At 36.5% G+C, this 12974-nt stretch carries 12 protein-coding genes, 1 pseudogene and 1 riboswitch; all 13 genes and pseudogenes read left to right on the top strand.

All coding sequences use genetic code 11. From position 1 onward, the window contains the following. The first annotated feature begins 10 nt into the window (after positions 1-10). Positions 11-439: an OsmC family protein gene (locus EKM05_RS10160; RefSeq protein WP_126457437.1), complete on the top strand. Its 429-nt coding sequence runs from the start codon at positions 11-13 to the stop codon at positions 437-439. A gap of 142 nt (positions 440-581) precedes the next feature. Continuing rightward, entirely contained in the window at positions 582-1754 is a 1173-nt protein-coding gene (locus EKM05_RS10165; protein WP_126457436.1) for a PLP-dependent aspartate aminotransferase family protein, read from the top strand. A gap of 66 nt (positions 1755-1820) precedes the next feature. Further along, positions 1821-1922 (top strand): annotated as a pseudogene (locus EKM05_RS10170) (PLP-dependent transferase); the annotation flags it as partial. A 169-nt stretch (positions 1923-2091) separates the two neighbouring features. Continuing rightward, on the top strand, positions 2092-2502 hold the full coding sequence (locus EKM05_RS10175; protein ID WP_126516147.1) for an Rrf2 family transcriptional regulator: 411 nt from the start codon (positions 2092-2094) through the stop codon (positions 2500-2502). A gap of 115 nt (positions 2503-2617) precedes the next feature. Beyond that, complete coding sequence (locus EKM05_RS10180; protein WP_231507414.1) at positions 2618-3523, top strand: sulfite exporter TauE/SafE family protein; 906 nt, start codon at positions 2618-2620, stop codon at positions 3521-3523. 15 nt (positions 3524-3538) lie between these two features. Then, on the top strand, positions 3539-4240 hold the full coding sequence (locus EKM05_RS10185) for a phosphoadenylyl-sulfate reductase (RefSeq protein WP_126516148.1): 702 nt from the start codon (positions 3539-3541) through the stop codon (positions 4238-4240). A gap of 65 nt (positions 4241-4305) precedes the next feature. Beyond that, positions 4306-5205 carry a sulfate adenylyltransferase subunit CysD gene (gene cysD, locus EKM05_RS10190; RefSeq protein ID WP_126453028.1) on the top strand — a complete coding sequence of 300 codons (900 nt, stop codon included), beginning with the start codon at positions 4306-4308 and terminating at the stop codon, positions 5203-5205. Positions 5206-5292: 87 nt separating this feature from the next. Further along, on the top strand, positions 5293-6537 hold the full coding sequence (locus EKM05_RS10195; RefSeq protein ID WP_126516149.1) for a sulfate adenylyltransferase subunit 1: 1245 nt from the start codon (positions 5293-5295) through the stop codon (positions 6535-6537). A gap of 187 nt (positions 6538-6724) precedes the next feature. Then, the gene (locus EKM05_RS10200) at positions 6725-8815 is read left to right on the top strand and encodes a HEPN domain-containing protein (protein ID WP_126554988.1); all 2091 of its coding nucleotides are present in this window, start codon (positions 6725-6727) and stop codon (positions 8813-8815) included. Beyond that, positions 8808-9581: a uroporphyrinogen-III C-methyltransferase gene (cobA, locus tag EKM05_RS10205; RefSeq protein WP_126554990.1), complete on the top strand. Its 774-nt coding sequence runs from the start codon at positions 8808-8810 to the stop codon at positions 9579-9581. The genes EKM05_RS10200 and cobA overlap by 8 nt, the downstream gene beginning before the upstream one ends. A 74-nt stretch (positions 9582-9655) precedes the next feature. Then, positions 9656-10237 carry a bifunctional precorrin-2 dehydrogenase/sirohydrochlorin ferrochelatase gene (locus EKM05_RS10210; protein WP_126554992.1) on the top strand — a complete coding sequence of 194 codons (582 nt, stop codon included), beginning with the start codon at positions 9656-9658 and terminating at the stop codon, positions 10235-10237. A gap of 107 nt (positions 10238-10344) precedes the next feature. Next, positions 10345-11397 (top strand): NAD(P)/FAD-dependent oxidoreductase, encoded by a 1053-nt coding sequence (locus tag EKM05_RS10215; RefSeq protein ID WP_091204228.1) that lies wholly within the window; start codon positions 10345-10347, stop codon positions 11395-11397. A gap of 92 nt (positions 11398-11489) precedes the next feature. After that, positions 11490-11609: riboswitch (SAM riboswitch) on the top strand. Between the two features lie 265 nt (positions 11610-11874). Then, positions 11875-12876: a homocysteine S-methyltransferase family protein gene (locus tag EKM05_RS10220; protein WP_126554994.1), complete on the top strand. Its 1002-nt coding sequence runs from the start codon at positions 11875-11877 to the stop codon at positions 12874-12876. The last annotated feature ends 98 nt before the right edge of the window (positions 12877-12974 follow it).

Consider the following 12974-nt stretch of genomic DNA (forward strand, 5'->3'; position numbering starts at 1 on the left):
GGGGAATAATATGAAAATTACACTAAACAGAGTAAACGACAACTTCCACTTTGAATTAAAAAACGAGCGTGGTCACTTAGTAAACGTAGATAGCCGACCAGAATTTGGCGGAGACGATAAAGGCGCAAGTCCAATGGAATTAGTATTGATGGGTGTTGCGGGTTGCAGTGCGATTGATATGATTTCGATTTTGAAAAAACAGCGTCAGGAAATCACTTCTTTCAAAGCTGAGGTCGAAGGAGAACGGGTACAAGTAGGAGAAGCAAAACCATTCAAGGATATTACTGTAGTATTCTTTTTGGAAGGACCTATTAATGAAGAAAAAGCAGCGAGAGCCGCACAACTTTCTTTCGAAAAATACTGTTCGGTTTCTAAAACATTAGAGCCAACAGCAACCATACACTATAAAGTAGTTTTGAACGGAGTTGAATTGGCGTAAAGCTAAAATAGTCAACTTCTAAAACTTTAATTTTAAACAATAAAGAGCTTTTTTTTATAGAAAAATTATGCGGAAAAACTTTGTGAATCTCTGTGATTCCTTTGCGAATCTTTGTGAAACAACTCTTTGAAATCTAATAATAATGAACGATCAAGAATTTGGTTTTGAAACCTCAGCCATCCGTACCCAATTAGAAAGAACACAATATTTAGAGCACTCGGTTCCTTTGTACTTAACTTCTAGTTTTGTATTTGAGGATGCCGAAGATATGCGTGCTTCTTTTGCCGAAGAGAAAGACAGAAATATATATAGCCGTTACAGCAACCCAAACACGAACGAATTTGTTGATAAAGTGTGTATAATGGAAGGTGCGGCAGCTGGTTTTGCCTTTGCTTCAGGAATGGCAGCAGTGTATTCAACCTTGGCAGCTTTATTGAAATCTGGAGATCATATTGTTTCTTCGAGTAGTGTTTTTGGAGCGACACATTCTTTATTTATCAATTATTTTCCAAAATGGAATATTGAAACCTCCTATTTTGATATTAATAAGCCGGAAACAATTGAAAGTTTCATCACACCAAATACAAAGATTCTTTTTGCGGAATCACCTACCAATCCTGCTGTTGATATTATCGATTTAGAACTTTTAGGAACGATTGCTAAAAAACATAATTTGATTTTGGTAATTGATAACTGTTTTGCAACACCTTATCTGCAACAACCAATAAAATGGGGTGCGCATTTAGTGGTGCATTCCGCTACAAAGTTAATGGACGGTCAAGGTAGAGTGTTGGGAGGAATAACAGTTGGTGATGCTGAATTGATTCAAAAAATCTATTTGTTTTCTCGACTTACCGGTCCTTCTTTATCGCCTTTTAATGCTTGGGTATTATCAAAAAGTTTAGAAACTTTGGCGATTCGTTTAGACAGGCATTGTGAAAATGCGATGAAAGTAGCGGAGTTTTTAGAGCAGCATCCGAATGTGAATCGCGTGAAATATCCGTTTTTGAAATCGCATCCACAATACGAAATTGCTCAAAAGCAAATGAAGTTGGGCGGAAATATTGTTGCTTTTGAAATAAAAGGGGGGCTTGAAGCCGGAAGAAACTTTTTGGATAAAATAAAATTATGTTCTTTATCACCAAATTTAGGAGATACCAGAACAATCGTTACGCATCCAGCATCGACAACACATAGCAAATTATCTGTTGAAGAACGTTTAGCAGTGAGTATTACCGATGGTTTAGTTCGTGTTTCAGTAGGATTGGAAACCGTAAAAGATGTGATTGCTGATTTGGAGCAGGCGCTTTCGTAAAGTTCATGACGATTGAAGCCATACAATAGTCCAGGGTTTAAACCGTGGTCAATGTGGTTTATTTAAGAACGTTTAGCAGTGAGTATTACCGATGGTTTAGTTCGTGTTTCAGTAGGATTGGAAACCGTAAAAGATGTGATTGCTGATTTAGAGCAGGCATTGTTGTAAGGATTTTTTGATTGTAGATTTACTACAAATTAAAAATCATCAATCTCCATTCACTATTCTTAAATCAAAAAGTATATTTTTGTTGTTTCAATATAAAAAGAATGTTGATTTCAGACAGCTTTGAAATCTACAATCAAAAATAATTAATCTTCAATTATATTTTTTTAAAATGCTTTCAAAAAAAACTAAATACGGAATAAAAGCACTTACTTTTTTGGCACGCCAAAAAAACAATTTTCCGGTGCAAATAGCGGAGATAGCCAAGAGCGAGACTATCTCGATCAAGTTTTTAGAAAGTATTTTATTATTACTGCGTCATTCTGGTTTTTTAGGAGCCAAAAAAGGAAAAGGCGGAGGCTATTATTTGATAAAAGATCCTAAGGAAATAAATATGGCCCATGTGTATCGTATTCTAGAGGGACCTATTGCATTACTTCCATGTGCCAGCCATAATTTTTATGAGCCTTGTGAAGACTGTGCCGATGAAACCACTTGCGCCGTTCGGAAATTAATGACCGAAGTGCGAGACAATACCCTGATGATATTGGAAAACAATACCCTAGCGGATATCGCCTTTTAAAAAATAAACTTAAAAATTAGTGTTGTAGTTAAACAAAAAGTACTATTTTTGCGCTTTAATCTACAATGCCGATAGGGTAATAGATAATAAATAAAATTTATTTTACCTTGCAAGCATGAATAAAGAAGTAGTAGAAGAAAATAAAGGGATGATAAAATCCCAAATTACATTTAAAGAACGCTTGTGGGTTGTTATTCCGGTTGTTTTATTAGTTGGATTAATTTCTACATTGGTGTACAACCATCATGCTGAATTTTCTTGGAATGGTTTTGTGGGAGGGTTCGATCAGGAGTTTTTAATCTTTTTTTGTATTGGCGTTTTTGCACAACTAGTCGATGGAACTTTAGGAATGGGCTACGGAGCAACCTCTACCTCTTTTTTATTGGCATATGGAATCCCGCCAGCAATCAGCAGTACAGGTGTTCACGTTGCTGAAATGTTTACCACCGGCGCTTCTGCAATTTCTCATCATCGTTTTGGGAATATCAATAAAAAACTAGTCCGGCATTTGTTGATACCCGGAATTTTGGGTTCGATTACCGGAGCTTATTTGTTATCGGATGTAATTGATGGGGATGCAATAAAGCCTTTTATTGCCGTGTATATGATCGCTTTGGCGGTTATAATTATCAGAAAGGCAATGCAAAAAAATATTATTAAAAAGAAAACGAAACGATTGAATATTCTGGCTTCTTTTGGGGGATTCATGGATTCCGTTGGAGGTGGAGGCTGGGGGCCAATTGTAACTTCTACATTATTAGGACGCGGTAGAAATCCTAGATATACAATTGGTTCTGTGAATGCAGCCGAATTTGCGGTTTCTTTCGCTAGTGGTATTACATTTATGATTTTTGGAGGAATCCAAGGATGGCAGGTTATTATAGGTTTAATTTTAGGAGGCGTTATTGCTGCGCCAATTGCTGCTTTATTAGTTAATAAAATCAAAAGAAAACCAATGATGATTTTGGTAGGTATCTTAATTATTATTTTGAGTTTAAGAACCTTGTCAAAATTGTTGTAAAAGATAAACGGAATTATGAGCACAGATATAGTACAAGCGTTATTGCATAAAACCAAAGATTTTTCCATTGAGGAAACGCTTCGTTTTTTAGCCAACGAATATAAGGATAACGTAGTTTTTTCTACTTCTTTTGGTCAGGAAGATCAGGTGATTACGGCTTTAATTGCGAAAAATGATTTGCCAATTACCATTTTTACATTGGATACAGGACGATTATTTCAGGAAACGTATGATGTTTTTCATAAAACTTTAAGAAAATATAAAATTGACATTAAAACCTATTTTCCGGAAGCAATTGCGGTGGAAGAGTTGTTAAATCATAAAGGTCCAAACAGCTTCTATGAATCGGTGGAGAATAGAAAAGAGTGTTGTTTTATTCGAAAAGTGGCACCGTTGACTAAAGCATTAAAAGGGAATGACATCTGGATTACTGGTTTACGTGCGGAACAATCCGAAAACAGAAATGACTTAGACCTTTTTGAATACGATGAAAAGTTCGACATTATAAAATTCAATCCATTATTGAAATGGACTTTGATAGAAGTAGAAGCTTATTTAGAAAAAAATAATGTGCCACAAAATGTATTACACAAACAAGGGTTTGTAAGTATAGGATGTGCTCCATGTACGAGAGCCATAGCCGAAGGGGAAGATATCAGAGCAGGGAGATGGTCATGGGAATCGAGTCATAAAGAATGTGGGTTGCACCAAAAATAATTAAAAATTAATACAACAATCTTTCAATTTTTGAATTTTTTAATCCTTGAATAAATAAAAATATAATGAGTACCATATTAAAAACAAATGCTTTAGAAAGCGAAGCGATATACATATTTAGAGAAGTAATTTCTCAATTTGACAAACCGGTATTGCTTTTCTCTGGTGGAAAAGATTCGATTACTTTGGTACGTTTAGCTCAAAAAGCATTTTTTCCAGCGAAAATCCCTTTTCCATTGTTGCACGTAGATACGGGACATAACTTTCCTGAAACTATTGCTTTTAGAGATAAATTAGTTGCTGAATTGGGATTAGAATTAATCGTTCGTAATGTGCAAGATGCTATTGACGAAGGGAAAGTTGTAGAAGAAACAGGTAAGTACTCCAGTAGAAACAGTTTGCAAACGACTACACTTTTGGATGCTATCGAAGAATTCAAATTTGATGCTTGCATCGGTGGTGCGCGTAGAGATGAAGAAAAAGCGAGAGCGAAGGAGCGTATTTTTTCGGTTCGTGATGATTTTGGTCAATGGGACGAAAAAAATCAGCGTCCTGAATTATTTGATATTTTAAACGGAAAAATTGAAAACGGTCAAAACGTTCGTGTTTTTCCAATTTCGAATTGGACAGAGCTAGATGTTTGGAGTTATATCGAACAAGAGCAAATCGAAATTCCATCGATTTACTTTTCACACAAGCGTAAGGTATTCTTGAGAGACGGTATGATTTGGTCTCATTCTCCTTTTGTTTACCAAGAAGAAGATGAGCAAATTGAAGAAAGAATTGTTCGTTTTAGAACCGTTGGAGATATGAGTTGTACCGCAGCTGTTGATTCTTATGCAGCAACGATTCAGGAAGTGGTGGGTGAAATTAGATCTTCAACTATTTCTGAAAGAGGAGCCAGAATTGATGATAAACGTTCTGAAGCTGCAATGGAAAAAAGAAAACAACAAGGTTATTTTTAGAATTTGATTTTTTAAAATTAGTAAGCAAGTATAAAAAAAACAAGAGTTTTAAAGGTTTTATACTTTAAAATTTAAACTCAATATAAAATGGAAGTTTTAAAAATAGCAACAGCAGGAAGTGTAGATGACGGAAAAAGTACATTAATCGGGAGATTATTGTACGATACAAAATCATTGACTACAGATAAGATTGAAGCAATAGAAAAAAGCAGTAAGCAAAAAGGATACGATTACTTAGATTTCTCATTGGCTACCGATGGTTTGGTTGCTGAAAGAGAACAAGGAATTACGATTGATGTGGCGCATATTTATTTTTCGACAGCCAAAAAAAGTTACATTATTGCCGATACTCCGGGTCACGTTGAATATACACGAAACATGGTTACCGGAGCTTCAACTTCACAAGTTTCAATCATTTTGATTGATGCGCGTAAAGGAGTTATTGAGCAAACCTACCGTCACTTTTTTATCAATAATTTATTGAGAGTAAAAGATGTGATTGTTGCGGTAAACAAAATGGATTTAGTTGATTATTCAGAAGAAGTATACAACAAAATCAAAGCAGACTTTCAGGCATTAAATGCAAAAAGTGCTTTCAAAGAACAAAATGTAAGTTACATTCCGCTAAGTGCAATCAATGGTGGTAATGTTGCCGATAAATCGGAGAACATGCCTTGGTATACTGGACAGACGGTTTTGGAACATTTGGAATCATTGGAACCAAATGATATCTACGAAAACGGGATCGCACGTTTTCCTGTTCAAACAGTAATCCGACCAAAAACGGAAGAGTATCACGACTTTAGAGGATATGCCGGAAAATTATACGGTAACACTATTAAAGTAGGAGATGCAGTAACGGTGCTTCCTTCTTTAACTGAATCTACAGTAACGAATATTCACTTTTTTGATAAACAATTTGATGAAGCTACGGCTGGTTCTTCTATCACTTTGGAACTGGAAAATGATATCAATGTAACCAGAGGGGATATGATTGTAAAATCGAATGAACTTCCTAAAATTGAAAAAGACATTACAACAACTGTTTGTTGGATGGACAGTAAAAAATTAGTGGCAGGCGCAAAATATTATGTACAACACAACAGCAATAGAGTTTTGGCAAAAATTGATAGTGTAAAAAACGTAATCGCAACCGATTATTCTGGAACAACACCAGCGACTCAATTAGCTATAAATGAAATTGGAGAAGTAACTATCAAATTGAGCAAAGCCATTTATTTTGATGCTTACACGGATAATAAATCTAACGGAGCTTTCATCTTAATAGATGCTGCAACCAACACAACAGCTGGCGTTGGTTTTATAAAATAGTCCCTACCCCAGCCCTCCCCGAAGGGGAGGGAGACATACTGGATAAAAGTATGTCGGTAGTTAAGGGGTTTACCTTTTTACGGTGAGAATATAATAATAATTGAGTTAAAAGAAAATGTAATAATATTTCCAGTTTCGACTCCCTCCCCTTCGGGGAGGGTTGGGGAGGGGATAAACATAACTAAAGATGCAAAGTTTTAGAACAGAAATAGAAGATCCGATTGTCCAAAAAGAGATTATCGATTTAGAGAAAAAAATTCATTCCTTCCGAAGTGGACAAATTGACGATGAGCGTTTTCGCAGTCTTCGTTTGGCACGTGGTATTTACGGTCAACGCCAAGAAGGCGTGCAAATGATTCGTATTAAATTGCCATACGGAAAAGTGACTAGCGAGCAATTGAAGCGTATTACGGAAGTGTCCGACAAATATTCTACAGGACGTTTGCACATTACAACCCGTCAGGATATTCAAATTCACTATGTGAGTTTAGACAGAACACCGGAGCTTTGGTCTGAGTTAGCCAAAGACGATATCACTTTGAGAGAAGCTTGTGGAAACACCGTGCGTAATATTACTGGAAGCGAATTAGCGGGTGTAGATGTTGACGAACCTTTTGACGTTTCGCCTTATGCGCATGGTTTGTTTCAATATTTATTGCGTAACCCAATTTGTCAAGAAATGGGACGTAAGTTCAAAATATCATTCTCCTCTTCTGATAAAGATACTGCTTTGAGTTATTTGCACGATTTAGGATTTATTCCAAAAATTGTAAATGGCGAAAAAGGGTTCAAAATAATGTTTGCCGGAGGTTTAGGTTCTCAACCAAGTCACGCTGAATTGCTTTCAGAATTTGTACCGGTGAACCAAATTATCCCAACTGCCGAAGGTATAATCAGGGTTTTTGACCGTTACGGAGAAAGAGCAAAACGTTTGAAAGCACGTATGAAGTTTTTAATCAAGGACTTGGGTCGTGAAGAGTTTTTGCGTTTGGTTGACGAAGAGAAAAAAGCTCTTCCGTTTCATACTTACGAAATAGACACTACCGCTTTTGAAGGACCAATTACTGAACCTTTATTGGCAGTACCAGCAGTAACGATCGAGGATGTTGAAGCTTTTGAAGCTTGGAAAAAATCGAATGTGATTGCACAAAAACAAGCAGGATATGTAGCTATTGGTATTAAAGTACTTTTAGGAGATTTTTATACAGACAAAGCAAAATTATTAGCCGATTTGATTAAAAATTATGGTGCTAATGAGTTGCGTTTTTCATTAAGACAAAACATCGTTTTGCGTAATATTAAAGAAGAAAATTTAGCGTTCTTTTACCAAGAATTAGCCAAATTAGATTTTGTTGCTTTAGGATACGATACTATCGGAGATATCACGGCTTGTCCAGGTACGGATACGTGTAATTTAGGGATTGCAAGTAGTACTGGTATTGCAGATGAATTAGAAAGAGTATTAAAAACAGAATACCCACAATATAGCAACAATCAGCAAATCGCTATAAAAATTAGCGGTTGTATGAATGCTTGTGGACAACACAATATGTCCGAAATTGGTTTCCAAGGAATGTCAATCAATGCCGGAAAACTAGTGGCGCCAGCGCTTCAAGTATTATTGGGCGGAGGAAATTTAGGAAACGGAAACGGAAGATTTTCGGATAAAGTAATCAAAATTCCAAGTAGAAGAGGACCCGATGCGTTGCGTTTTATCTTAAATGATTTTGATGCCAATGGAAACGGACTATCATTCTTGAATTATTACGATGCAAAAGGAGAGAAATATTTCTACGAATTTCTAAAACCATTGGCAGATATAACAAACCTTACCGAAGCTGATTTTGTAGATTGGGGAAATGCCGATAACTACGTAAAAGCAGTTGGAATAGGAGAATGTGCAGGTGTAGTAATTGATTTAGTGGCTACTTTAATATTAGAAGCCAAAGATAAAATGACTTTTGCACTAGAAGCTTTTGAAGATAAAAAATGGGCGGATGCTATTTATTTAGCCTACGCAGGTTTTGTAAACGGTGCCAAAGCAATTTTACTGGCCGAAAACCAAAAAACAAATCACCACGCTGGAATTATCGATTTGTTTGATACTGTTTTTATCGAAAGCAAAAAAATAGAATTGGACTCAAGCTTTAAAGAGTTAGTTTATCAAATCAAAGCGAATGAGCCTTCGGCAGAATTTGCACAAAAATACATTCAAGAAGGAGTTGCGTTTTTTGATAAAATAGAAAAATACAGAGCAAAAGATTTAGCTGATGCATAATACAATACAACCAAAAGTAACTTTAGTGGGTGCTGGTCCTGGCGATCCAGATTTGCTTACTCTGAAAGGAGTTAAAGCACTTGCTGAAGCGAACGTGGTTTTGTATGATGCGCTCGCCAATGAAGAAATAATGAATCACGCACCAAAAACGGCCATAAAAATATTTGTGGGTAAAAGAATTGGCGCACATGAATATTCGCAAGACCAAATCAATCAGTTGATTGTTGATAATGCGCTTACCTATGGAAATGTCGTTCGGTTGAAGGGTGGAGATCCATTTATTTTTGGTCGTGGAAGCGAAGAAATTGAATTTGCAGAAAGTTTTGGAATCCCTACATTTGTAGTCCCCGGAATTTCATCTTCGATTGCAGTTCCGGCTTATCAAGGAATTTCTTTGACAAAAAGAGGTGTTTCAGAAAGTTTTTGGGTAATCACAGGCACTACTTCCGACAGGAATTTGTCGAATGATGTAGCTCTCGCAGCGCAATCATCAGCAACAGTTGTGATTTTGATGGGAATGAGTAAACTATCACAAATTGTTTCATTATTCCAGAAGGAATCCAAAGGAGAAACTCCTGTTGCAATTATTCAAAACGGAACTACTCCACAGGAAAAAATTGGAGTTGGAACGATTAACACTATCCAAGGAGTTGTGGCGGAGAAAAAGTTAAGTTCACCAGCTATAATTGTTATTGGAGAAGTGGTCAAAGAAAGTATCAAGTTAAAAGGATTTCACGAAGAATTCATTTTAAGTAACATTGCATAAAAAATAAGTATAAATTATTCAAGCTCAGGTTCCCTCTCCTTCGGAGAGGGTTGGGAGAGGAAAATAAGATAGTAATGGAAAGAAACGAACTATATCCTGTTTTTTTAAAACTACACAACCTCAATGTACTTATTGTAGGTGGAGGAAATGTGGGTTTAGAAAAGTTATCTTTCATGTTGAAATCCAGTCCAAATGCCAATGTTGAAGTGGTGGCGCCAAGGTTTCTTCCAGAATTGGAAGGCCTGGCAGCAAAACATCCTTCGGTAATATTGACCTATAAAAAGTTCAATCGCTGGATGCTTCGCAAACGCCACATGGTAATTGCCTGCACCGATGATTTGAAAGTAAATAAACGGGTATTCGACTTGTGTCGAAAAAGACATTTGATTTGCAACATTGCCGATACACCGGATTTATGTGATTATTATTTGGGCGGAATCGTAACCAAAGGAAATGTGAAAATAGCCATTTCAACCAACGGTAAATCACCGACAACTGCCAAAAGATTACGGGAGTTTTTCGAAGAAATAATTCCGGATGACATCAATAAAATGGTCGAAAACCTCAATGAATATCGCAAAACGCTTAAAGGGAATTTCGAAGAAAAAGTACAAAAAATGAACGAAATCACAGAAGCATTAAAAAACAAAGAATAAAAGCATTGCAAATTAACGAATGATATTTATCATTTAAAGTTGTAAAAATCAATCGTTAATTTGTACTAAATAGTTTATTATAATTACATTACATAAAGAATAAAAAAATGATTAAAACAGACATACTTATAATAGGAGCCGGACCAACTGGTTTATTTGCCGTTTTTGAAGCAGGATTATTGAAATTAAAATGCCATATTTTAGATGCTTTGCCACAAGCGGGCGGACAGCTTTCAGAATTATATCCTAAAAAACCTATTTATGATATTCCAGGGTTTCCAGAAGTATTAGCTGGGGATTTAGTGGATAATTTAATGGAACAAATCAAGCAGTTCGAGCCAGGATTCACACTTGGCGAGCGTGCAGAAACGATTGAAAAACAAGAAGACGGAAGTTTTATTGTCACCTCAAATAAAGGAAAAAAATTCCATGCACCAGTTGTGGCGATTGCCGGTGGATTAGGAAGTTTTGAACCCAGAAAACCATTGATCGAAGACATCGAATTTTACGAAGATAAAGGAATCAAGTATTTCATTAAAAATCCGGAAAAATTCAGAGACAAAAGAGTAGTAATTGCAGGAGGTGGTGATTCCGCTTTAGATTGGAGTATTTTCTTGTCGAATATTGCTTCCGAAGTGACTTTAATTCACCGTAGAAATGAATTCAGAGGAGCCTTGGATTCGGTCGAAAAAGTGCAGGAGTTAAAAGATTCCGGAAAAATAAAAATGATCACGCCGGCAGAAGTAGTTGGTTTAAATGGAGCCGAACATTTAGAATCAATTGATATTGAAGAAAATGGTGCCCACAGAACCATTCCTACAGATTATTTTATTCCGCTTTTTGGATTAACTCCAAAGTTAGGTCCTATCGGAGACTGGGGATTAGACATTGAAAAAAATGCCATAAAAGTAAATAATGCTTTGGATTATCAAACGAATATTCCCGGAATTTTTGCCATTGGTGACGTAAACACTTATCCAGGAAAACTGAAATTGATTCTTTGTGGATTCCACGAAGCAACTATGATGTGTCAGGCAGCCTACCAAATAATCAATCCGGGTAAGAAATATGTGCTGAAATATACTACAGTTTCTGGTGTTGACGGATTTGACGGAACTCGTAAAGAAGCTCCAAAAGCCGTGGTTAAAGCCATAGTTTAACAACTTAATACAAACTAGTTAAAAAATATAGCGCTAATACTTGCAAGTATAGGCGCTATGTCTTTACTTTGCACTGTTCCTATATTTATTGAAAGTTATCACGAAAGGCGGAGGGAAAGACCCAATGAAACCTTAGCAACCCTTTATCTTTAAAGAAGGTGCTACATTCTACTTTATACAGAACCAGTTTCAGTATTTAAGATAGATAACACACGAATACTCACTCAGTATTTCTCAAACCTTTTCTTGACAACATATATTTTTAGCCTGCTGAATTAATTTCGGTATCAGGAGCGAACAATTGGTGTTTTTTTGCCAATACTGTTCCCGCTTTCCGCTATATCTTTTTTTCTGAACGCCAGAAAAATAGGATATCGCTTCAATCGGGGCTAAAGAGTTCATATAGTGAACTTTTGTAATTAATAATCAAAAGTGTAAATCCCGAAATGGATCGTGATTTACAAGAAATAACAAGATATGTCAAGCATTCAAGAAGCCATTAAAAAAAACATACTCATACTCGATGGAGCTATGGGAACCATGTTGCAACGCTACAATTTCTCTGAAGAAGACTTTCGAGGAGAACGTTTCAAAGATTTTCCACATTCCTTAAAAGGGAACAATGATTTATTGTCACTTACGCAACCACAAGCGATTCGTGCGGTACACGCCGCCTATTTTGAAGCAGGAGCAGATATCGTTGAAACCAATACTTTTTCTGGAACCACCATCGGAATGGCAGATTACCATCTCGAAGATATTGTTTACGAACTTAACTACGAATCGGCACGAATTGCCCGTGAAGTAGCCGATGAATTTACAGCCAAAAATCCAGATAAACCTCGTTTTGTAGCCGGTTCAGTTGGACCAACAAACAGAACAGCGAGTATGTCACCAGATGTAAATGATCCAGGTTACAGAGCGGTAACTTTTGATGATTTGCGCATTGCTTACAAACAACAAGTAGAAGCATTGATAGACGGAGGAAGTGATTTACTGTTGGTGGAAACTATTTTCGATACGTTAAACGCCAAAGCGGCTCTTTTCGCTATTGAAGAAGTCAAAGACGAACGCAATATTGACATTCCAATCATGGTTTCCGGGACAATTACCGATGCATCAGGAAGAACACTTTCAGGTCAAACCGTGGAAGCTTTCTTAGTTTCGGTTTCACACATTCCGTTGTTGAGTGTAGGATTCAATTGCGCCTTGGGTGCCGATTTGCTTAAACCGTATCTCCAAACCTTAGCGCATAATACTTCGTTCAATGTTTCGGCACATCCTAATGCAGGATTACCCAACGCTTTTGGAGAGTACGATGAAACGCCAGAACAGATGCAAGCCTTTATCAAAGAATATTTAGACGATAATTTAGTAAATATCATAGGTGGCTGTTGCGGAACAACGCCAGAACACATTAAGTTGATTGCTGATATCGCAAAGGAGTATAAACCTAGAGTTTCAACAGCAACGATGTAATTAAATTTCCTGCATGGTTTTTTTAAATTGTGTAGTGATGTTTGAAAATGGATTTTTTTAGTTGAATCCAAGTTAGTGCCAGCGCCGGAACTGATAAC

The organism is Flavobacterium sp. GSP27 (assembly GCF_003970395.1).
Lineage (GTDB): Bacteria > Bacteroidota > Bacteroidia > Flavobacteriales > Flavobacteriaceae > Flavobacterium.